19 protein-coding genes and 1 pseudogene are annotated in these 21,769 nt (G+C 72.6%); 3 read left to right on the top strand and 17 right to left on the bottom strand.

Going from position 1 to position 21,769, the window contains the following annotated elements:
• Positions 1–7: 7 nt before the first annotated feature.
• Positions 8–622, bottom strand: a complete 615-nt coding sequence (locus ACFWBW_RS29610; protein ID WP_385378702.1) for a TetR/AcrR family transcriptional regulator — start codon at positions 620–622, stop codon at positions 8–10.
• A gap of 79 nt (positions 623–701) precedes the next feature.
• On the opposite strand from ACFWBW_RS29610, the gene ACFWBW_RS29615 reads away from it, so the two are divergent.
• Positions 702–1,850 carry an FAD-dependent monooxygenase gene (locus ACFWBW_RS29615; RefSeq protein WP_385378705.1) on the top strand — a complete coding sequence of 383 codons (1,149 nt, stop codon included), beginning with the start codon at positions 702–704 and terminating at the stop codon, positions 1,848–1,850.
• An 82-nt stretch (positions 1,851–1,932) separates the two neighbouring features.
• Positions 1,933–2,376, top strand: a complete 444-nt coding sequence (locus ACFWBW_RS29620) for a nitroreductase family deazaflavin-dependent oxidoreductase (RefSeq protein WP_385378708.1) — start codon at positions 1,933–1,935, stop codon at positions 2,374–2,376.
• Positions 2,377–2,393: 17 nt separating this feature from the next.
• Here the strand turns inward: ACFWBW_RS29620 and ACFWBW_RS29625 are convergent, their stop codons facing one another.
• From ACFWBW_RS29625 to ACFWBW_RS29635, 3 genes and pseudogenes are all read right to left on the bottom strand, one after another.
• Positions 2,394–3,968, bottom strand: a complete 1,575-nt coding sequence (locus ACFWBW_RS29625) for a phytoene desaturase family protein (protein ID WP_385378711.1) — start codon at positions 3,966–3,968, stop codon at positions 2,394–2,396.
• Positions 3,965–6,082: a tetratricopeptide repeat protein gene (locus ACFWBW_RS29630; RefSeq protein WP_385378714.1), complete on the bottom strand. Its 2,118-nt coding sequence runs from the start codon at positions 6,080–6,082 to the stop codon at positions 3,965–3,967. The genes ACFWBW_RS29625 and ACFWBW_RS29630 overlap by 4 nt, the downstream gene beginning before the upstream one ends.
• 37 nt (positions 6,083–6,119) lie before the next feature.
• Positions 6,120–7,025: pseudogene (locus ACFWBW_RS29635) on the bottom strand (oxygenase MpaB family protein); the annotation flags it as partial.
• Positions 7,026–7,225: 200 nt separating this feature from the next.
• Here ACFWBW_RS29635 and ACFWBW_RS29640 point away from each other — a divergent pair.
• Positions 7,226–7,966, top strand: a complete 741-nt coding sequence (locus ACFWBW_RS29640) for an SDR family NAD(P)-dependent oxidoreductase (RefSeq protein ID WP_385378718.1) — start codon at positions 7,226–7,228, stop codon at positions 7,964–7,966.
• 38 nt (positions 7,967–8,004) lie between these two features.
• Here ACFWBW_RS29640 and ACFWBW_RS29645 read toward each other — a convergent pair whose 3' ends face one another.
• From ACFWBW_RS29645 to ACFWBW_RS29705, 13 genes are all read right to left on the bottom strand, one after another.
• Complete coding sequence (locus ACFWBW_RS29645) at positions 8,005–9,066, bottom strand: LLM class F420-dependent oxidoreductase (RefSeq protein ID WP_385378722.1); 1,062 nt, start codon at positions 9,064–9,066, stop codon at positions 8,005–8,007.
• 69 nt (positions 9,067–9,135) lie between these two features.
• Entirely contained in the window at positions 9,136–9,882 is a 747-nt protein-coding gene (gene fabG / locus ACFWBW_RS29650) for a 3-oxoacyl-ACP reductase FabG (protein ID WP_385378725.1), read from the bottom strand.
• A gap of 111 nt (positions 9,883–9,993) precedes the next feature.
• Positions 9,994–10,263, bottom strand: coding sequence for an acyl carrier protein (locus ACFWBW_RS29655; protein WP_385378728.1), 270 nt, complete (start codon positions 10,261–10,263; stop codon positions 9,994–9,996).
• 56 nt (positions 10,264–10,319) lie between these two features.
• Positions 10,320–11,741 (bottom strand): cytochrome P450, encoded by a 1,422-nt coding sequence (locus ACFWBW_RS29660; RefSeq protein WP_385378731.1) that lies wholly within the window; start codon positions 11,739–11,741, stop codon positions 10,320–10,322.
• A 151-nt stretch (positions 11,742–11,892) separates the two neighbouring features.
• The gene (gene fabF, locus ACFWBW_RS29665) at positions 11,893–13,143 is read right to left on the bottom strand and encodes a beta-ketoacyl-ACP synthase II (protein WP_385378734.1); all 1,251 of its coding nucleotides are present in this window, start codon (positions 13,141–13,143) and stop codon (positions 11,893–11,895) included.
• The gene (locus ACFWBW_RS29670) at positions 13,140–13,619 is read right to left on the bottom strand and encodes an SCP2 sterol-binding domain-containing protein (RefSeq protein WP_385378737.1); all 480 of its coding nucleotides are present in this window, start codon (positions 13,617–13,619) and stop codon (positions 13,140–13,142) included. Before ACFWBW_RS29670 ends, fabF begins: the two co-directional genes overlap by 4 nt.
• Positions 13,616–15,310, bottom strand: a complete 1,695-nt coding sequence (locus tag ACFWBW_RS29675) for an FAD-dependent monooxygenase (protein WP_385378739.1) — start codon at positions 15,308–15,310, stop codon at positions 13,616–13,618. The genes ACFWBW_RS29670 and ACFWBW_RS29675 overlap by 4 nt, the downstream gene beginning before the upstream one ends.
• Positions 15,307–16,380: a hypothetical protein gene (locus ACFWBW_RS29680; protein ID WP_385378742.1), complete on the bottom strand. Its 1,074-nt coding sequence runs from the start codon at positions 16,378–16,380 to the stop codon at positions 15,307–15,309. The genes ACFWBW_RS29675 and ACFWBW_RS29680 overlap by 4 nt, the downstream gene beginning before the upstream one ends.
• Before the next feature lie 4 nt (positions 16,381–16,384).
• Positions 16,385–17,521 (bottom strand): 3-oxoacyl-[acyl-carrier-protein] synthase III C-terminal domain-containing protein, encoded by a 1,137-nt coding sequence (locus ACFWBW_RS29685; RefSeq protein WP_385378744.1) that lies wholly within the window; start codon positions 17,519–17,521, stop codon positions 16,385–16,387.
• Positions 17,522–17,540: 19 nt separating this feature from the next.
• Positions 17,541–17,801, bottom strand: a complete 261-nt coding sequence (locus tag ACFWBW_RS29690) for an acyl carrier protein (RefSeq protein ID WP_385378746.1) — start codon at positions 17,799–17,801, stop codon at positions 17,541–17,543.
• Positions 17,802–18,048: 247 nt separating this feature from the next.
• Complete coding sequence (locus ACFWBW_RS29695) at positions 18,049–19,239, bottom strand: acyl-CoA dehydrogenase family protein (RefSeq protein ID WP_385378749.1); 1,191 nt, start codon at positions 19,237–19,239, stop codon at positions 18,049–18,051.
• 125 nt (positions 19,240–19,364) lie between these two features.
• Positions 19,365–20,426 (bottom strand): zinc-binding dehydrogenase, encoded by a 1,062-nt coding sequence (locus ACFWBW_RS29700; RefSeq protein WP_385378752.1) that lies wholly within the window; start codon positions 20,424–20,426, stop codon positions 19,365–19,367.
• Positions 20,423–21,667, bottom strand: a complete 1,245-nt coding sequence (locus ACFWBW_RS29705) for an LLM class flavin-dependent oxidoreductase (protein ID WP_385378755.1) — start codon at positions 21,665–21,667, stop codon at positions 20,423–20,425. Before ACFWBW_RS29705 ends, ACFWBW_RS29700 begins: the two co-directional genes overlap by 4 nt.
• Positions 21,668–21,769: the final 102 nt, after the last annotated feature.

Raw genomic sequence — 21,769 nt, forward strand, 5'->3', positions numbered from 1 at the left:
TCACGGCCTAGGCGAGGGCCGCATCGATCATCCTGCGGGTCACGGCGGTGAGTTCGGCCAGGTCGGGTGCCGGGCGGGAGCGGGCGAGCGCGCCCGCGAGGCGGTCGTAGAGGAGTCCGTCGGCCCAGGCGACCAGGAGTTCGGCGGACTCGGCCGGCCGTGCGGCGCCGAGCGCCGCGAGGATCCCGGCGGCCCGGTCCCGCGAGCCCTGGCCGGCCCGGTGGAGTTCCGTCGCGAGCTCCGGGTTCCGGGCGGCCTCCAGGCTCAGCTCGAAGCGCGCCAGCTGGCGCGAGCGCCCCGTGGTCAGCCATCGGTACAGCAGCGCGGCGAGCACGGCGACGACGGAGTCCCGGTCCATCGGTGAAGGCGGAGGCGCAGGCGACTGCGAAGCAGTGGCGCCCCCGTCGAAGTCGCCGAGGTCCAGCTCGGCCAGCCGCGCGTAGCAGGCGCCGATCAGCGCCGTCCTCGTACGGAAGTAGTACGAGGTGCTGCCCGCCGGAAGCCCGGCCGCTCCGTCGACGGCCCGGTGGGTCAGGCCTCGCAGCCCGGCGGCGGCCACGAGGTCGATCGCGCTGTCGGCGATCAGTGTTCGGCGGTCGCTTCCGCGCTCGGGGGTGTGCATACCGTCACTCTACAAGTGTAGAGTGACGGCCACGTCCTCTACATCCGTAGAGGACGTGGGGAGCGGGGAAGGTGCGGCCATGACTCGACGTCAAGCGGTGGTGGCGGGCGCGGGGATCGGCGGGCTCGCCGCGGCGGTGGCCCTGCACCGGCGCGGTTGGGACGTCACCGTCTGCGAACGCACGCCCGGGCCGTCCGCGATCGGCGCGGGAATCGTCCTCGCCCCCAACGCCCTGCGCGCCTTCGACGCCATCGGCTTCGACGCCGCCCGCGCGGCGGGTCGCGCCACCCCCGCCGCGATGGACCTGCGCCGCCCCGGCGGCCGCCGGCTGAGCCGCGCCGACGGTGCCGCGCTGACCGCCAGGTACGGCCGGCCCCCGCTCGCCGTGCACCGCGCGGCCCTCACCGCCGCCCTGGCCGCCGAGCTCCCCGCAGCCGCCCTCGTGTACGGCACGGCGGTGACCGCCGTCGACGGTGCGGACGGCCGGCCCGTCGTCCACACCTCGGCCGGAGCTCTCACCGCCGACGTGGTCATCGCCGCCGACGGCATCCACAGCCCGATCCGCCGCCGGCACTTCCCGGCCCACCCCGGCCTGCACTACAGCGGGGAGACCGCCTGGCGGACCGTCCTTCCCGCCGGCGGACCGCCCGTGCCCGCCGCCGCCGAAACCTGGGGCCGCGGGGAGCGCTTCGGCGTCGTCCCGCTCGCCGACGGCCGCGTGTACGTCTACGCCACCGCGGTCGTGCCCGAGGGCCACCGGCCCGCCGACGTACGCACCGAACTCCTGGGCCGCTACGGCACCTGGCACGACCCGATCCCCGCCCTGCTGGAGCGGATCGACCCGGCGGCCGTGCTCCAGCACGACCTGTACGACCTCGCCGCCCCGCTCCCCCGCTTCCACCGCGGCCGGCTGGCGTGGCTCGGTGACGCGGCGCACGCCATGACCCCCAACCTCGGCCAGGGCGGGTGCCAGGCCGTCGAGGACGCCGCCGTCCTCGCACACCTGCTGGACGGGGCCGACGTACCGGCCGCCCTGGCCGCCTACAGCGCGGCCCGCTGCACCCGCACCGACGCCCTGCGCATCCGCTCCCGGCGCGCGGGCCGGGTCGCCGCCCTCACGCACCCCCTTGCGGTGGCCGCCCGCGACCTCGCCGTCCGCGCCACCCCGGCCCGCGCCGCGCGGCGCGCCATGGACGACCTTTTCGACGGATTCGCGCTTCCGAACTAGGCCGGAACGGGCCGTGCCCTGTGGCGCCGGCACTCGTTGTTGTGGTTCGTTGACCGTTCAACACGAAGGCAGGCGAACCCATATGACCGACATCGACTGGGACAACCCGATCGACCCCAAGCCGGGCTGGACCCTGGATCACGTCAAGCTGTACGTGGGGTCCGGCGGGACCGAGGGGCAGTACTGGAACAACACCCAGACCCTGCTGCTCACCACCATCGGCCGCAAGTCCGGGAAGCCCGTGCGGACCCCGCTCATCTACGGCGAGGACGACGGCCGTTACCTCATCGTCGCCTCCAAGGGCGGCGACCCCGAGGACCCGCTCTGGTACCGGAACCTCAGCGAGCACCCCGAGGTCCGGGTGCAGGTCGGCCCGAAGGTGGTCCAGGGCATCGCGCGGACCGCGACCTCCGAGGAGCGTGCCGGGTTCTGGCCGCTGATGGTGAAGCACTGGCCCTCGTACGACGAGTACCAGACCAAGACCAGCCGGGAAATCCCGATCGTCGTGATCGACCCCGTCGGCTGACAGGGCGCCCGGGCGCGTCAGTGCCCCAGGACCGCCATCGCCGCGTTGTGGCCGGGGACCCCGCTGACGCCGCCGCCGCGGACCGCCCCCGCGCCGCACAGCAGTACGTTGCGGTGGGCGGTCTCCACGCCCCAACGGCCGCCGCCCTCCTCTGCGTAGGGCCAGGACAGGTCCCGGTGGAAGATGTGCCCGCCGGGCAGGCGCAGATCCCGCTCCAGGTCGAGCGGGGTCTTGGCCTCGATGCACGGGCGGCCGTCGGTGTCGAAGGCCAGGCAGTCGGTGATCGGTTCGGCCAGGTGGGCGTCGAGCTGGGCGAGGGTGGCGGCGAGCAGCACCTCCCGCGCCCCCTGGTTGTCGTGACCGAACAGCCTTGCCGGGGTGTGCAGCCCGAAGAGGGTCAGGGTCTGGTAGCCCTGCTCCGCCAGCTCGGGTCCCAGGATCGTCGGGTCCGTCAGCGAGTGGCAGTAGATCTCCGAGGGCGGTACGGAGGGCAGTTCACCGGCGGCGGCCTCCGCGTGGGCCCGGGCGAGCTGTTCGTAGCCCTCCGCGATGTGGAAGGTGCCGCCGAAGGCCTCGCGCGGGTCCACGGAGGTGTCCCGCAGCCGGGGTAGCCGGCGCAGCAGCATGTTGACCTTGAGCTGAGCCCCCTCGGGGGCCGGCTGCGCCGGTTCCTCCCCGAGGAGTTCGGCGAGCGCCTGCGGCGAGGCGTTGACGAGCACCACCCGGCCGGCGACCCGCCCCTCGCCCGTCGCCGTACGGAAGGTCACCTCGGCCGGGGCGGTCGTGCCGTCGGTGTCGATGCGCAGCGCCTCGTGCCCGGTGACGATCTCCGCCCCGGCGGCCAGCGCGGACGCGGCGAGGGCGTCGGTGAGCGCGCCCATGCCGCCGACGGGGACGTCCCAGTCGCCGGTGCCGCCGCCGATGACGTGGTAGAGGAAGCAGCGGTTCTGGGCCAGGCCCGGGTCGTGGGCATCGGCGAAGGTGCCGATCAGCGCGTCGGTGAGGACGACGCCGCGCACCAGGTCGTCGGCGAACTCCCGCTCGACGGCCCGTCCGATCGGCTCCTCGAACAGCATGCGCCAGGCCGCCTCGTCGTCGAGCCGCGCGCGCAGCTCGCCGCGCGTGGGCAGCGGCTCGGTCAGCGTCGGGAAGAGGCGCTCGGCGGCCCGCCCGGTGGTTCCGTAGAAGGCGCGCCAGTTCTCGTACTCCCGCTCCGAGCCGGTCAGCCGCGCGAAGGACTCCCGGGTGCGCGCCTCGCCGCCGCCGACCAGCAGTCCGCCGGGGCGTCCGGCGCGCTCGACGGGGGTGTACGAGGAGACCGTGCGCCTGCGCACCTCGAAGTCCAGGCCGAGCTCGCGCACGATCTTCGCGGGGAGCAGCGAGACCAGGTAGGAGTAGCGGGACAGCCGGGCGTCGACGCCCGGGAAGGGCCGGGTGGACACGGCGGCCCCGCCGGTGCGGCCGAGCCGCTCCAGGACGAGGACCGAACGGCCCGCCCTGGCCAGGTAGGCGGCGGCGACGAGGCCGTTGTGGCCCCCGCCCACGATCACCGCGTCGTACACGTCGTGCCCGAAGCCCCGCGAGGTCGTCATGGCTCTTGGTAACACACCTGCCCCAGCCGCTCCAGACAGTGCGCTTCGTCGGCGTGGGCCGCGACCGTGTCCGGATGGCCGTCGCCCAGCGATCGCTCGCGGATGCCGGACAGTTCCCGGTAGACCGGCAGCGCCTGGTCCCAGCGCCCCAGCCGGCCCAGTCCCACGGCGAGTTCGCGCCGGCTGACCAGGGTGTCGGGGTGTTCGGCGCCGAGCGTGCGGGCCCGTGCCTCGCCCACCTCCCGGGCTTCGGCCACCGCTTCCTCCCAGCGCTCCAGGCGCCCGAGGTTCACCCCGAGGACGTGCCGGGCCCGCAGCGTCTCCGGGTCGGCGGCCCCGTAGGCGCGGGTGCGGTCGCGGACCAGGTCCCGGAACAGCTCCAGGGCCTGGGCCGAGCGTCCGGTCCGGCCGAGGGCGATCCCGGCCTCGTAGCGCGCGGCGAGCGTGTCGGGGTGGTCGCGGCCGAGCACCCGCTCCCGTACGGCGGCGATGTGCCGGAAGGCCTCGAGGGCCTCCTCCCAGCGTTGCAGGCGGCCGAGCGCGTACGCCACCTCGTACCGGGTCAGCAGGGTGTCCGCGTGCTCCGCCCCCAGGACGGCCGCCCGGTCGGCGGCCACCTCGGCGGCGGCGGTGTGGGCCTCGGAGAAGCGGCCGAGGGCGCCCAGCGCGCAGGCCAGGTTGTGGCGGCAGCGCAGGGTGTCGGGGTGGATCCGGCCCACGGTGCGCTCCCGGGCGGCGAGCACCGCGCGGTAGCCCTCGTACGCCTCCTGGTGGCGGCCGAGCAGGCCCGTCTCGTACGCCGCCTCCTGCCGCGCGGCGAGGGTGTCCGGGTGGTCGGCTCCGAGCACCCGGGCGCGTCCTTCGGCGACGGCCGCGTACCCGGCGAGGGCCTCCTCGGTACGGCCGGCCCGGCTGAGGGCGAAGGCCCGCGTGTGGCCGGCGTCGAGCGCGGCCTGGCCGGAGGCGGCGGTGCCGGAGCCGTGCGGGGATCCGTAGGCGGCGGTGAGCCGGGGGTCCTCGGCCGGAAGCGGGCGTACGAGGGTCTGCGCGAGCGGGGGGACGGGGCCGGAGCCGGCAGGGGCGGCTCCGGCGGCCGCCGGGTGCTGCCCGCTCGGGCGGGCGGCGGTCCAGGAGCCGGTGAGGACGGCCCACTCCCCGCTCGCGGGGCGGGCCTCGAGGCCGGCCTTGCGTCCGGCGGTCATCCCGTCGGCCCACGCGGGCAGCGGCGGGTGCGCTCCGGTCGCCGCGCCGGGGCCGAGCCGGGCTTCGACGAGCTGCCGGTGCAGGTGGCGGGCGTCGCCCGGCCGGTCCTCGGGGCATTTGGCGAGCAGGTCGAGCACCAGCCGCTCGAAGGAGGCCGGCAGTTCGGGGCGGTGCTCGCGCGGCGGCACGGGCGCGGTGTCGCGGTGGCCGACCAGCACGGACCAGGAGTCGCCGAGGTCGAAGGGCGGGGCTCCGGTGGCGATCTCGTACAGGACGCAGCCGAGGGAGTAGAGGTCGCTGCGGTGGTCCACCTCGCCGCCCGCGATCTGCTCGGGCGACATGTAGTGCGGGGTGCCCATGGCCATGCCGCCGCCGGTCAGTTTCGCGGTGAATCCGATGTCGGCGGCCAGCCGGGCGATGCCGAAGTCGCAGATCTTCACCGTGCCGTCGGTGAGCCTCATGATGTTGGCGGGCTTCAGGTCGCGGTGGACGACGCCCTGCTCGTGGGTGTAGCCGAGGGCCGCGGCCATCTGCTCGGCGATGTCGACGACCACGTCCACGGGGAGCGGGCGCGCGTCGTTGTCCTCCAGGAGCTGGCTGAGGTTGCGGCCTTCGAGGAGTTCCATGACGAGGTAGAGGGGACCGCCGGCCGCGCTGTCGTCGCCGAAGTCGTGGACGACGGTGACGCCTCGGTGCTGGAGGGAGGCGGCGACGCGCGCCTCGCGGCGGAAGCGCTCGCGCAGCACCTGGGTGAAGTGGGTGTCCTGCTCGGGTCCGATGGGCTTGAGGCATTTGACGGCGACCTGCCGGCCCAGCGACTCGTCGCGGGCCCGCCACACCTCGCCCATGCCGCCGCGGCCGATCAGGTCGAGCGACCGGTACCGGCCGTGGATCAGTCTGGACTCCGCCATGTTTTGAAGTCGCCCCCGTGTGTCGCCCTGCGTCCTACGCCCTCCCCGGCCGGTCCAGTATGGCCGCTGATGTACGCAGTGTGTACGGCGCGGGGCGGCTCCCGGGGCCCATGCGGCGCATCGCTTTCAAGATGTGACCTGGAGGCAGCTTCCAGCGCAGACCTGCGGGAATGCTGCGCAGCAGGCTACCGGTGAGACGCAGGCGACGGGTGACGCTGCGCGGGGCCGGTGCGGGACGGCCGTACAGCTGGTGCGCCCAGCCGGGGAGGGATCCGTAGGCGAGGCCGGCGAGCGGGCGCCACACCAGGTTTCGGCCAGGGACGAGGAGGGGGTGGATGGGCGGGGCGCACAGGAAGGCGTCGACGGCGCGGGCGTCGGGTCCGGCGGCGAGCTCGGGGCGGATCCGCTCGAAGTAGGCGGCCAGGGCCGCGGTGTCCCCCGGTACCCCGGACGGGTCGAGGCCGACGAGCCGGGCGTTGACACGGTTCTCCGCCACGTAGCGGTCCGCCTGCGCGGGGGTGAGCGGGACCCCGGAGCGGCGCAGGACGTGCAGGAAGCTGTCGATCTGCGCGCAGTGGATCCAGAGCAGCAGCTCGGGCTCGTCCACCCGGAATCGCGCGCCGGTGGCCGGATCCGTCGCCGACAGCATGGTGTGGATCTTGCGGACGCGGGCGCCGGCCCGCTCGGCGGCCTCGGTGGTGCCGTAGGTGACGGTGCCGACGAAGTCGGCCGTGCGCAGCAGGCGTCCCCAGGCGTCGCCCCCGCCGTTCTCCCCGCTGAAGGCCGAGCTGTTCTCCATGACCCCGCGGACCGCGCGCGGGTGCAGGGCCTGGAGGTAGAGCGCACGGACCCCGGCGATCCACATGACCGGGTCGCCGTGGCACTGCCAGGTCACGGAGGCGGGGCCGTAGAGCCCCGGATCGGGGCCCGCGTTCTCGTCCATGTCCGGCTCCTCCCCCGTCGCCCGCCCCGGTACACCGCGCGGGGCGTGCGGCCTTGCGGACCCCGGGGCTCCCGTGGGGCTCCCGTGACCCGCTCTGGGAGCCCCGTTCCACCGAACGGCCGTACGCACGCCCGTGTGCGCCACTAGGCTTTCCCGCCGGCGGACCGCACCCGCCTCCCCTCGCGACGCGGAGGACGGTCATGCGTACGGGACGGCTCGAAGGGCAGGTCGCCGTCGTCACGGGCGGCTCGTCCGGCATCGGCCTGGCGACGGCCCGGCGGTTCGTGGAGGAGGGCGCCCGGGTCTTCGTCACCGGCAGGCGGCCGGAGGAACTGGCCGCGGCGGTCCGCACCCTGGGCCCGGACGCGGTGGCCGTCCCGGGCGACGCGTCGCGCGTCGCGGACCTGGACCGGCTCTACGCGGCGGTCGCGGCCGCGGGCTGCGACGCGATCGACGTGCTGGTCGTGAACGCGGGCGGCGGCCCGGCCGGCGGCTTCGCCGAGTTCACCGAGGAGCAGTTCGACGCCACCTCGGACCTCAACTTCCGGGGCGCCTTCTTCACCGTCCAGCGGGCCCTGCCGCTGCTGCGCGACGGGGCCTCGGTCATCCTGCTGGGCTCGGCCGCCGGCTCCTCGGCGTCCACGCGGTACGGGGTCTACGCCGCCACGAAGGCGGCCGTACGGTCCCTCGCGCGCAGCCTGGCACTGGAGCTCGCGGGGCGTTCCATCCGGGTCAACACACTCAGCCCGGGCCCGATCGACACCCCGGCCCTGGCCGGCGCCCCGGCGCACGTACGCGAACGGGCGACCGCCGGGGTCCCGCTCGGCCGGGCCGGACGCCCCGAGGAGGTGGCCGCGGCGGCCCTGTTCCTGGCCTCGCGGGAGAGCAGCTTCATCACCGGCATCGAGCTGTTCGTGGACGGCGGAGCGGGCCAGGTCTGACGGGTACGAGTTACGAGTACGGGAGCCCCGGGGATTGCTCAGTCTCCCACTCCGGCCCTGTCCAGGGCCTGCGCCAGGGTGCGCAGGGTCGCGATGCCCTCTTCGACGTGTTCCGGGAAGATCATGGCCGAGAGGGTGGTGACTCCGGCTTCGGCGTACGCCTGCAGCCGGTCCGCGATGCGGTCGGGGTGACCCAGCAGGGCGGTGCGGTCGAGGAATTCCTGCGGCATGACCTCGGTGGCCGCACGCAACTCGCCGTCCAGGTAGAGTTTTTGCACCTTTTCCGCCTCGTCGGGGAAGCCGGTGCGGGCCATGAGCCGGTTGTAGAAGTTGTGCCGGCGTGAGCCCATCCCGCCCACGTAGTGGGTGGTGAACGCGCGCACCCGGTCGGCGCAGTCGGCGAGATCGCCGCCGGTCACGACCGGCACCGCCGCCACCACGTCGAATCCCCGCAGGTCCGCTCCCTTGCGCTCCCGTCCGGTGCGCAGTTCCGCCAGGGATTCCTGCCCGAACTCGGGCTGGAAGAAGACGGAGAGCCAGCCGTCCGCGATCTCGCCCGCCAGACGCGTGTTGGCCGGGCCGACGGCCGCGAGGTAGATCGGTACGTGCCCGCGGCGGGGGCGCATGCCCAGCTGGACGGCCTTGCCGGGTCCGTCCGGGAGCGGCAGGCGGTAGTGCTCCCCGTCGTAGGCGACGGTCTTGCGCTGCAGGACCATCCTGACGATGTCGACGTACTCGCGGGTGCGTGCCAGCGGCTTCTCGAACCGGGCGCCGTGCCAGCCCTCGGCGACCTGTGGTCCGGACACTCCGAGTCCGAGGCGGAAACGGCCTTCGGAGAGCAGGTCGAGGGTGGCGGCGGTCATCGCCGTCATCGCGGGGGTGCGGGCGGGGATCTGCATCGCCGCCGTGCCCAGGTCGATGCGCGAGGTCTGCGCGGCGAGCCAGCCGAGCAGCGAGACCGTGTCCGAGCTGAACGCTTCGGCGGTCCAGGCCACCGAGAAGCCCAGGCGCTCGGCCTCGCGCACGTACTGGGCGGATTCCCGCGGCCGGGCTCCGGCGCCCAGGCTGCCGAGGTAGCGGAGATTGAGTCCGAGCCTCATCGGTCCGGGTGTCCTTCCTGCGTGGTCGACGAGTGGTCGGGCCGTTCCTGGACGGCGTCGCGGGCGTGCTCAGATCACCAGGCCGCCGTCCACGCCCAGGACCTGGCCGGAGATGTAGCGGGCGCGGTCGGAGACGAGGAAGGAGACCAGGTCGGCGACCTCGTCGGGGGTGCCGAAGCGGCCGAGCGGAACGCCGTCGAGGATGTCCTTCCTGACCGCCTCGGTCAGGCCGGCGGTCATGTCGGTCTCGATGAGGCCGGGCGCCACGACATTGGCGCGTACGCCGTACTTTCCGCACTCCTTGGCCAGGGACTTGGTGAAGCCGATGATCCCGGCCTTGGAGGCCGCGTAGTTGCTCTGCGTCGCGTTGCCGTGGATCCCGGCTATGGACGACAGCGTCACCACACAGCCGGCGCGGCGCTTCATGAACGAGAAGATCGCCGAGCGGCACATGTTGTAGGTGCCGTCGAGGTTGGTCGACATGACATCGCGCCAGTCCTCGCCGGTCATCCTGACCAGGGGGTTGTCGCGCACCACTCCCGCACAGGTCACCAGGGCGTCGATCGGGCCGAGCTCGCGCTCCGCGGCGTCGGTGAAGGCCCGGACCTGCTCCGCGGATGCGACGTCCACGCGGTGGGAGACGACGCGGGCCCCGGTGCCGGCAGCCGATCCGACGACCTCGGCGGCCGCGTCCGCGTCCGTGCGGTAGCAGAACGCGACGTCGAATCCGTCGTGGGCCAGCCGGGACACGACGGCGCGGCCGATGCCGCGGGAGCCGCCCGAGACGAGCGCCACCGGTCGCTGGGTGTCTGGCATGTCCTTCTCCTGGAGGGCCGTGTCGAGCGAGGTCTGTGGGGGTGCGGCCGGCCGTGCGCTGCGCCTCCGCTCTCGCAGGCGCACGGCCGGCCGCAACGCGCCGCGGGCAGGTCAGGACGCGGCCGGCACGGAGCGCTTGTCCGTGATCAGCTGAAGGACCTGGACGAGCGAGGAGACCTGCTTGAGGTCGCGCTCCTCCAGCTTGACCCCGTACTGCCTCTCCAGCCGGAAGACGATGGACAGCGCCATCAGGGAGTCGACCTCCAGGTCCTGCACGAAATCGGCGTCGTCCGTGACCTCTTCCACGTCGAGCGCGAGGATGTCGGCGATGAGGAAGCGCAGCTCTTCTTTGTCGAGTGCGATCCGGGTGTTGTCGGACATGTGGGGCTGTTCCCTTCGTATGTGTGTCGGTGATGCCGACGGGTGGTCAAGGCGCGTCACGCTCGGCGGCGCCTGGCGGTCATCGGCACACCGTGCTTCGGGCGGACGGTGATCCTTGCCAGCGGGTCGACCGCGTACCCGGGAACGGGCTCGAACTCCCAGTTCCGCCCCACGGTGGCCAGCGCCATGACGCTCTCCATCCAGGAGAAGGTGTTGCCGATGCACTGGCGCGGACCGCCGCCGAAGGGCAGATAGGCGAGACGCGGGCGTCCGGGCTGTACGGCGTGACCGGTGAGCTCGTCCGCCGCATCGACGGGGTCGGGGTTCTTGAGCCAGCGCTGCGGGGCGAAGCGCTCCGGCTGCGGCCACCACTTGGGGTCGCGGTGGTTCACCCACGGAACGATCCCGACGAAGCTGTCCTTGGGGATGCGGTGGCCACAGAGCTCGAAGTCGACCAGGGGGCGGCGGCCCATGCCCATGATCGGCGGATAGAGGCGCATCGCCTCGGAGAGGACCGCGTCGGTCCATGGGAGGCGGGGCAGGTCCTTGACCGTGGGCAGCCGGTCTCCGAGCACCTCGTCGATCTCCTGGTGCATCCGGTCCCGTACCTCGGGGTGGCTGCCGAGCAGATGGTAGGACCAGGTGAGGGCGTTGGCCGTGGTCTCGTGGCCGACCATGAGCATGGTGATCGCCTCGTCCCGCACCTCCTGGTCCGTCATCGGCTCCCCGGTGTCGGCGTCGCGCGCCGCGAGCAGCATGGAGAGCAGGTCGGCGCCCTCGCCGTCGCCCTGCCTGCGCTCGGCCATGAGCCGGTAGACGATGGCATCGAGCTTGTCCCGGCCCTCGAAGAAGCGCTTGTTGCCGGGGAGCGGCAGCTTCGCCAGATAGCGGGCGAAGGGCAGGGAATCCCAGCGCAGCGGACCCTCGTCGCGCGGGATGGCGGTGCGGACGGTGCGGGCCACATCACTGTCGAGCGAGACGTCGAAGATCGTGCGGGCCACGACGGCGAGGGTCAGCTCGGTCATCTCGACCGACATGTCGAGCCGGTCGCCGTCCCGCCAGCCGGACTGGATGTCGTCGGAGAGCTCGGCGAAGGCACGGCCGTAGCCGGCGATGCGCTCGTGATGGAACATCGGCTGTATCAGTCTGCGCTGCTTGCGGTGGTACGCGCCGTCGCTGTTGGTCAGGCTGTTGCCGAAGATCACCGAGAGCGGGGCTTCCCACTTGCCGCCTCCGACGCTCATGGTGGCCTTCGTGAACTCGCGGTGCGACGTGACCAGGACCTCGTGGACCGCCTCCGGATCGCTGATCAGGTACAGATCGCGGAAGCCGAGCGGGACGCGCACGACGGGGCCGTACTGGTCGCGCAGCCCGGTGAAGTAGTCCATCGGATTGCCGGACATCGCGAGCAGGGCGCGCAGGCGGCCGGTGGGACCGGGGGCGGCAATGGCCAATGGGGCGGTGGAGACCAGTGTCATCGACGTGCCTTCCTGAGGTGTGGTCACGAGTGGCGCCGCGGCCTCGGCCGGCGGTCCGACGGGTCTGGGTGCCTTGGTGGTTGGTCGAGGGCCGGACATGCCTGCCGCGGCGTCCTGGTGACGGTTGGCGATGCGGTGCGGGGCGCCCGGCTCACTCCCTGACGAAGCGTTGGAGGGCGAGCGCGACGTTCTGCCCGCCGAAGGCGAAGGAATTGGAGAGGGCCGCCTGGACCTCGTACGGACGGGCCGTGTTCGGCACGTAGTCGAGGTCGCACTCGGGGTCCGCCGCGTCCTGGTTGATGGTGGGCGGGATCACCCCCCGGTCTATGGCCAGGGCGCAGAACGCCGTCTCGGTCGCGCCGGCCGCGCCCAGCAGATGCCCGGTCATCGACTTGGTGGCGCTGACGGCCAGGTTCCCGCTGTGCGTGCCGAAGGCGGATCTGATCGCCTTCGTCTCGGCGGAGTCGGAGAACAGGGTCGAGGTGCCGTGGGCGTTGACATGGTCGATCTCATCGGGCTTGAGGCCGGCCTCGCGCAGCGCGGCGAGCATCGCGCGGGCGGCGCCCTGCCCGGTGGGATCGGGGGCGGTGACGTGGTGGGAATCGCTGGTCTGGCCGTAGCCGCAGATCTCGGCGTAGACGTGCGCGCCCCGCGCCTCGGCCGACTCCGCGGTCTCCAGGAGCAGCATGGTGGCGCCCTCCCCCATGACGAAACCGTCCCGGTCCGCGGTGAACGGGCGGGAGGCCCGGCTGGGTTCGTCGTTGCGGCGCGACAGTGCGCGCATGTTGGCGAAGCCCGCGATCAGCGGCGAGATGATGCAGGCTTCGGAGCCGCCCGCCAGTGCGGCCCCGGCATAGCCGTCGCGGACCATGCGGTAGGCCTGCCCGATCGCGTCGGCCGAGGAGGCGCAGGCGGTGACCGGTGCGGCGCTGGGGCCGCGGAAGCCGAAGCGCTGGGAGACCGTGCCCGCCCCCATGTTGATGATGGAGCTGGGCACGAAGAACGGGGAGACCGCCTGGGGCGCCGCCACGTCCTTCAGCACCCCCGCCATCATGGTGCCGGCGCCGCCGATGGCGCTGCCGATCACGGTGGCTGCCCCGTCCCGGTCGATGCCGTCGAGCCCCGCGCGTTCCACGGCGAGTTCGGCCGCGGCGATCGCGAAGTGGCAGAACCGGTCGAGGCGTCTGGCCTCCTTGCGGGTCAGCCAGTCGGTCGGGTCGAAGTCCGTCACCTCGGCGGCGATGCGCACCGGCAGCCGGTCGGCGTCGAAGCTCCGGATCGGCCCCACGCCGGAGGTTCCGGCGAGCAGCCGCGCCCAGACCGTCTCGGTGCCGATGCCGAGCGGGTTGACCATGCCGATGCCCGTCACCACCACCCGGTGGCGCACGGGGGTGGTGCTCATCCGGACTCACCCGGCTCGGCCAGCCCGAAGAGCGACTCCATCCGCATCGCGAGGTGTACGTCGCCCTGGATGTCCAGGCGGCCGCCCAGCAGCAGATCCATGCCCCGGGCCGCGGCGGAGGCCATCTCCACGAAGCCGACCGCGTCGAGCACGAGGGTGACCGCGGGGGCGCCCGAGATCCCCGTCTCGCGGACCTCGCAGGTGTCCTCGGTCAGTACGAGGTCGTAGGCGACGGTGGTGCCCGGCGGCCTTTCGACCACCCAACGGGCGGTCTGCGGACCGTCCATGGGGCCTCCGGTGTAGCGCCCGGGCATCTGCTCGAAGACCGTGCGCAGCACGTCCTCGCCTTCGGAGGTGGCCAGCCAGGCCGCCAGGTCCCCGCGCGGCAGCCCGGCGAGGGCGGCGCGGACTTCTTCGAGCGTGCCGGAGCGCAGACCCGCGAGTCGCTCCGAGGAGATGGTGGGTCCGACGGTCATGAGGGCTCTCCCGCTCGTGCGGGCACCGGCCCGCTGTTGACTATTCGGTCGACGGCCTGCCGGAGTTCCTGCCGCGGTGCGAGGCCGGGCAGCCGGGCGACGACGTGGCCGTCGGGTCGTACGAGAACCGCTTCCGGCCCCTGTAGGGCATAGCTGTCGGCGAAGGCTCCCTTGGCATCGCGCAGCTGGGGCCCGTCCGCGGTGATCACGGCTGCTGTGAGGGGCAGGCCCACGACGGTCGGGGTCTCCTGCGCCACTTGCCGCCATTCGGCTCCCTCGGCCCCGGTGAGCAGGGCGAAGCCGGTGCGGGACAGGTCGGTCGTGGAGATCCGGTCCCCGGCCCGGTCGAGCCAGGCGTGCGGGGCTCGGTGGCCGGCCCGGGCGGTCGGCAGGTAGGACACCACGTCCTGGACCACCGGCTCGCCGGGGCCTGGTGCGTAGTTGAAGCCCAGCACCTGCCCCTCGAAGTCGAAGTGCGGCCGGTGCTCTTCGATGTTCCGGGCGAACTCCGCCGGATCTGCGTCGGATTGGAGCAGCGCCCGCTTCTGGAGGGCGTTGCGCTCGCTGTGCCGGGCGTTGAACTCCGCGACCGGGCGCCGCTCGCGCTCGTACGAGTCGAGCAGCGTGTCGGGGGCGCCGCCGCGCAGTACCGCGGCCAGCTTCCAGGCGAGGTTGTGGGCGTCCTGGATGCCGGTGTTCATGCCGAAGCCCCCGGTGGGCGGGAAGGTGTGGGCGGCGTCCCCCGCGGCGAGTACCCGGCCGTCGGCGCTGCGCCAGGATTCGAGCCCGGTGGAGCCCATCACCCAGTTCCGCACGGAGTGGATGCGCAGCCCCTTGATCGCGTCTCCCGACTCGCCGATGGCGGCCTCGATCAGCTTGTGGTGATCGACTTCCTGCTCGAAGTAGGTGTGTTCCTCGTCGGGGGTGAGGGCGGGGATCTCCAGGAGCCATTCGCCGCGCTTGGGATCGACGGTGATGAGCACACCCCGCACGGTGTTGTTGAGCACCCAGTACAGGGCGCTCTCCCGGCCGGCCGTCCAGGGCGAGAGATCGGCGCTGAAATGGATGTCGAGGAGCCTGCCGAGCGGCGTGGCCGCGGTCTGCCGCAGGCCCACCGTCTCGCGCAGCGGGCCGTGCAGGCCCTCTGCCAGGATGGCGTAGCGGGCGTCGACGACGACGGGGCGCTCGCCCTCGGCCCTCACCCTGACACCGGACGGAGTCCGGATCAGCTCCTCGGCCCTGACACCGCGGACCATGCGCGCGTTCTCGGGAAGCCGCTCGACGAGCAGCGCTTCCACCCGGTTCTGCGAGCAGATGACGGGAAGGACCGGGCTGATGGCGGCTCGCTGCATCAGGGCGCCCGCCGAAGCGATGATGTCGAGGCCGGCGAGCTCGGTGCCGGCGAGCTCGGTGCACCACGTGATGCGCGCCGTGTTCTCCAGGGGCACGCCGGCCCGGCGCACCTCGGCATCGATGCCCAGGTGTCTGAGCAGCTCCATGGTGCGCGTGTTGATCACCGTGGCGCGGGGGTGGCCGGACGGTGAGGTGCGCTGCTCCAGAACGATCGTGCGCACGCCGAGTCCGGCGAGGAAGTGGGCCGCGGCGAGGCCGGTGGGCCCGCCACCGACCACCACGACGTCGGCCTCCAGCTGCTCGGCGGCCTGCGGCGCGTCCGGTACGGGTGCGGTCATCGTCGAACCTCCGAAAGACTGGCGATGACCGGCGCCAGGCGCCGGGCCACCGCGGCGTCGAAGCCGGCTTTGAACAGGACGCGGGCGATGACGACCGCGGGCAGACCGGCCAGGATGGCGCCGGTCAGCCAGAGCACGAACACCCCGGTGAGTGCGGTGCGCTGGACCTCGCCGCGCCGGCCGGCGGCACGGATGGCCCGGCCCCAGACGCGGAAGACCCTCCCGGCGAGGAGGTCGGCCGCGGCCAGCGGCGCGTTCACGGGGGCCGCGCCATGGGCGGCGAGAACGTCACGGACCCGGTCGGCCAAGGCTTCCTCGGAAGCGGTGCGGGACGGGGGTTCGCCTTGTTCCGTGGCAAGTTCGGCTTGTGTCGGGGTGAGTTCGGCTTGTGTCGGAGCGAGTTCGGCCTGGGTCGAGACGAGTTCGGTTTGCGCCGGAACGAGTTCGGCTTGTGTCGGGGCGAGTTCGGCGATGCGCTCGCCGAGGAGCGCGAGCCGGTCCAGCTCGTCCGTGCCGACACCGGCGCGCGGGAACCCCCAGGACGCCTCCCGCTTGCCGGCGAGCAGCCAGCGCATCGTGGTGACGAAGGTGATCCCGGCGGAGGCGGTGTCCACCGCGGCGATGGTGCCCAAGTAGCGTCCACCCGCGGCCTGGAGCAGCCGCTGGACCTCGATGGCGGCCGAGTACCACATGTTCCGGCAGGCGACGAGGCCGATGACGGCGCGCCCGTCGAACGCCTTCGGCTCGGTGCCGATCAGCGCCCGCATGGGCAGCGCCGGGGCCAAGTACCAGACGGGGAAGGCGAAGACGACCAGGTCCGCGTCGTCGTCCGCGGCCACCGGCGGCCGGACGGTGATCCCGGGCGCCCCGTCGGGGTCCACGGAGGCGGCGAAGACACCGAAGAAGCGGCGCACGGGCCAGGGGAAGGGAAAGGGCTCCCGCGGGGTGACCTCGACCTTGCGTACGTCCCAACCCGCCTTTTCCAGGGGGTCGGTGACGGCGGAGACGGATTCCAGGAGCTGACCGGTCTGCGAGTACCAGTAGACCGTCACTCGGGGCTGCGCACTCACGGTCTCAGGCCTCCCCGGCGGAGACGGCGGTCAGGTGCGCGAAGGACACCGCGAACCGGCCGGACTCGGGGACCATCACCAGGAGCTTGTCGCCGGGGGACACCAGGCCCTCGCTCAGCATCTCCTCCAGGATCACGTAGATGCTGGCGGAGCCCATGTTCCCGACCCGGGGCAGGTTGCTGTACCACTTCTCGATGGAGGGGCCCCTGACCTTCTTCCGCTCGATCTCCTTGAGCACCATGGACTTCATGCGCTCGCTGGAGTAGTGCGCGGGGAACCAGGTGAGCTCGTCCGGGTCGAAGCGGCCCTCGTCGAGCAGCCGCTGGTACTCCTTGACCCCGACCCGTACGAGCTGCGGCAGCAGCCCCAGGTTCTGGCGCAGCGCCAGCGTGCCGGCGGCGGCGGCCTCGGCCGCGGAGGGGTAGTCCCACCAGGTCTGCTCCGCCGAGCTGTCGGCCGAGCCCATGTACATGCAGGTCTGCTCGGTGTTGGCGTAGGAGGTGAGCGAGATCCAGTCGATCCGCAGGCTCACCCCGTCGGCGGCGGGGCGGTCCTGTACCAGCGCGGCGCCGGCGCCGTCCGAGAGCATGTAGCGCAGGAAGGCCATCTCCATGGCGATGGCACCGTCGCCCGAGACCGGCAGGACGTCGGCGAACCGTCCGCTCTTGATGAAGCGCGAGGCCAGTTCGGACGCGGAGGCGATCGCGTTCTTCTTCTCCCCGGCCGCCACCTGGAGGTAGGCGTTCTTGAGCGCCATCATCCCGGAACTGCAGATGCCGTGAGTGGTGACGATCTCGCAGGGCGGGCTGCCCAGTTCGCCGTGGATGCCGCTGGCGATGCCGGGCGCGATGAGATCCGGGACGGCGGTGGCCGCTGCGATGAGGTCGATGTCGTCGAGGGTGATGTCCGAGCGGTCCACCGCCTGGCGGATGGCCGCGACCGCCATGTTGGTGCTGGAGAACAGGGTCTTCTGCTGCTTGTCGATGGCGTAGTGCCGTGACTTGATCCCGCAGTTCTCGAGGATCTGCTCGCGCAACCCCGAACTCGCCTGGCCCACGCTGCCTATGTAGTCCTCGATCTCCTCATTGGGCACCGGTTCGCCTGGCAGGAAGCGTCCCATGGCGGTGATGTAGGCAGGCATTGCTGGGTCCCCCCGTGGTCTAAACGGCTGCTTTGGTTTCGATCTTGGAGACTGCGAAGTCCAGGACGTCGCCGACGGTGCGGAGCGAACCGATGCGCTCGTCGTCCATCGGGATCCCGTAGGCGTTCTGAAGGTTCTGCGCCATGGCGACGAGGTCGAGCGAGTCGATGCCGATGTCCTGGTACAGATCGGATTCGGCGGAGAGCGCGTCCGGGTCGGCATCGCATTGAGCCAGAAGGAATGCCGTGATATCTCCGTAGAGATCGTTCCTCAAAGACATGTTCACCTCCTGCGCCACACCCTCTGTGCGGCACGGGATTCACTCTGGTCCAAGCGCCGGAGCGGGGCATCGCAGAGGATCACGCGGCCGCCCTGAAATTTTCCCGCCGCAGGAAGCGGAGACGAGGAAGGGCCGGTGCGAAGGTCGGAAACGACCTCACACCGGCCCGAAGACGCGGACGATCAAGATGACACGGGTCGGCCTCCCCGGCCCTGTCGAACAGGGCGAAGGCCGCCTCCCGTTCCGGTCAGCGGCGCACCCTCGGCATGCCGAGGCCGATCCACGAGATGATCTCCCGCTGGATCTCGTTGTTGCCGCCTCCGAAGGTGAAGATGACGGCGCTGCGGTAGCCGCGTTCCAGTTCGCCGTGCAGGACCGCGCCCGCGGAGCCGTCCTTCAGGGAGCCGGCCGCGCCGACCACCTCCATCAGCCAGGCGTACGCGTCCCTGCGCGCCTCGGAGCCGTAGACCTTGACGGCGGAGGCGTCCTGCGGGGTGAGGTTGCCGTCCTGGACGGCGTTGACCATCTGCCAGTTCAGCAGCTTCATCGCGTCGAGGCGGGCGTGGGTGCGGGCGAGGCGGCCGCGGACCCAGGAGAGGTCGATGACGCGGCGGCCATCGGCGAGCTTGGTCTCGGCGGCCCAGCGCTGGACGTCGTGCAGGGCGCGGATGGCCATGGTGCCGTGGGCGGCGAGGGTGACGCGCTCGTGGTTGAGCTGGTTGGTGATCAGGCGCCAGCCCTTGTTCTCCTGGCCGACGCGGCGGCTCGCGGGGACGCGGATGTTCTCGTAGTAGCTGGCCGTGGTGTCGTGCGAGGCCAGGGTGTTGATGAGGGTGCAGGAGTATCCGGGGTCGGAGGTCGGCACCAGGAGCATGGTGATGCCCTTGTGCGCGGGGGCATCCGGGTCGGTGCGGACGGCGAGCCAGACCCAGTCGGCGGTGTCGCCGTTGGTGGTCCAGATCTTCTGCCCGTCGACCACGTAGGTGCCGGTCTCCTCGTCGCCCTCGCGGACGGCCTTGCACTTGAGGGCGGCGAGGTCGGTGCCGGCGTCGGGCTCGCTGTAGCCGATGGCGAAGTCGATCTCGCCCGCGAGGATCTTGGGCAGGAAGTACGCCCTCTGCTCGTCGGTGCCGAACTGCATGATGGTCGGCCCGACCGTGTTGAGGGCCATCAGCGGCAGCGGTACGACGGCCTGCGCGGCCTCGTCGAAGAAGATGAACTGGTCCATGGGCGACATCCCGCGCCCGCCGTACTCCTTGGGCCAGCCGACGCCGAGCCAGCCGTCGGCGCCGAGCCGGCGGATGGTCTCCCGGTAGAAGCGCTTCTGCTCGGCCGGGTCCTCGTACCGGGCGTAGACGTCGTCCGGGATCAGTTCGGCGAAGTAGGCGCGCAGCTCGGTGCGCAACTGCTGCTGCTCAGGCGTGTATTCGAGGTGCACGGCCCCTCCGGGTCTCTCGTGGCTCAAGGTCGCGCGGCCGTCCGCCACCGCCGCGGGGGCAGACTAGAACCTGTTCCAAGAATCCGGAAGGGTCAGCGGGAAGTCGGCGGGCAGACGGCCGGCAGTCAGTGGGCCGCCACTCCCGGCCCGTCCCGCCCCGGCCGGATCAGGACCTTGATGTGCTCCTCCGGCCGCCGCAGGGAGGCGAAGGCCGCGTCGAGCCCGCCGAAGCCCGCTTCTCCCGTGACCAGGGACGCGGGGTCGATGCGGCCGTCGGCAAGGCGGGCGAGGGTGGCGCCGAACTCCTCGGGCGGGTACGTCAGGCACATGCGGATCGTGACGTCCTTGTAGATGCCGACCACCGGGCGGATCACGTCCTCGGTCATCACCCCGCCGATCTGCAGGATCTCGGTGCCGCGCGGGACGGTGTGCAGGAGCCGGTTCAGCATGCCGGGTACGCCGACGCAGTTCACGACCACGGTGGGGCGCGGGCGGGCTCCCGCGAGTTCCGCGCAGAGCCGTACGGGGTCGTGCACGGCCGGGTCCACCACCGCGTGCGCGCCGAGCCGCAGGGCGGCCGCCCGCCTCAGCGCCGAGGGGTCGGAGGCCACCACGGGTGCGGCGCCCCGCTCCAGCAGCGCGGCGACGGCGCCGAGGCCGACCGGGCCGCAGCCGACGACCACGGCCGGGGTGTCCTTTCCCGCCCCGCTCCGGGCGATGTTGCCGAAGCCGACGGCCAGCGGCTCGGTGAGGGCGGCGAGGGCGAGGTCCAGGGACGGCGGGACGGGCAGCAGCGCCTGGGCCTGTACGACGATCCGTTCGCCGAATCCGCCGGGGAAGGCATTGCTGTAACCCACGGTCCGCACGACCCCGCCCGGGTCGACCGCCCAGGGCAGGCCGACGACCCCGGTGCCCGGTTCGGGGCCGGTCGCGCCGGGCCCGTAGGACAGGACCCGGCCGGAGAACTCGTGGCCCATCACCAGCGGCCGGTCCGGGTCGAAGAGGAAGCTGGTGGTGCCGCTGTCCCGGGAGGCCCGCAGGAACTCCTCGGTGTGCGCCACCGCGCTCAGGTCGGAGCCGCAGATCCCGCAGGCGGCGGTCTCCACCAGCGCCTGCCCGGGGCCGGGTACCGGATCCGGATGCTCCCGTACCCGGAACACCCCGTCCTCGAGCACCGCGGCCCTCAACGGACTTCCCCCTTGCGGGCGATGGCCTCCATCGTGGACCGGCGCACGGCCCCGACGAACCGCTCGCTGTTGCGCCCGGCCCACTCCAGGCTGGCGCGGCGGGCCTCGGTGTGGCCGGTGAGGCGGGGGACGACCCGCTCGGCGAAGAGCTCCAGGCTGCGCAGGGCGGCCGCGGGCTCGGCGAGGTCCAGCCGGAGGATGAGGAAGGTCCCGAACCCGCCGGTCTTGTCGGCGAGTTGCTCGATGCGCCGAACGGCGTCCTCCGGTGAGCCGATGACGGCCCGGCCGAAGGTGGGCAGGCCTTCGGTGGTCCAGCGCTCGACGGCGTCGGCCGGGGTGGCACAGCCGTCGAGGCGGGTCCCGCTCAGCTGCTCGATGTAGTCCACGATGTGGGGCGTGCCGTACTCGGCGTCGCGCAGGGCCTGTTCGCGGGTCTCGGCCAGGTGCACCGGGGTGACCAGCCGCCAGGCGGAGCGGTCGGCGGGGCGGCCGGCCTCGCCACAGGCCCGTTCGTGGGCGGCCCAGTTGGCGTCGAGCACCGCATACCCGTTGGGGTCGGCGGCGGCGAGCGAGAGCATTCCGACCCCGTGGCGTCCCGCGAGCACCGCCCCGGTCGGCGACACCGCGGAGGCGACGGCCACGTCCAGCTCCCGGCCCCGGTAGGGCCCCAGCTGGAGCCGGGCCTCCTCCAGGGCGAACCAGTCGGTGGCGGCCGTGACCGTCTCTCCGCGCAGGAGCCGCACGATGGCGTCGAGCGAGTCGGCCATCATGGCGCGGGTGTCGAGCGGGTCGACGCCCATCATGTAGGCGTCGGAGGGCAGTTGGCCCGGTCCGACGCCGAGCATGGCGCGGCCCCGGGACTGCTGGTCGAGCTGGCAGATCCGGTCGGCGAGGATCAACGGCTGGTGGTAGGGGAGGGAGTTGACCCCGGTACCGAGCATGATCCGGCCGGTGCGTTCGGCGGCCGCGGCGAGGAAGACCTCGGGCGAGGCGATGATCTCGTACCCGGCGGAGTGGTGTTCGCCGGCCCACAGTTCCTCGTAGCCGAGCCGGTCGAGGTCGGCCGCGAGGTCGAGGTCCCGGCGCAGCTGGAGCGCGGGGTCGCCGTCGGGCCGGTGGTAGGGAGCGAGGAACACCCCGAACCGGTGCGGGAGGTACGGCTGCGGCCTCTGCTGCGGCAGGTGCGGTGTCGTGCTCGGCGGCATGTGCTGCGGCGAGTGCGCCGGAATGTGCGGTGGCATGTGCGCTGGCATGTGCGGTGGCATGTGCGGTGGCCTTCCCTCGGCGGCGCCTGCTCTGCTCCGGCATCCGACGAAACACCGCCCGGGCCGCAGCTTCAATGC

Source organism: Streptomyces sp. NPDC059957, assembly GCF_042730015.1.
In the GTDB taxonomy this organism is placed as follows: Bacteria; Actinomycetota; Actinomycetes; order Streptomycetales; family Streptomycetaceae; genus Streptomyces.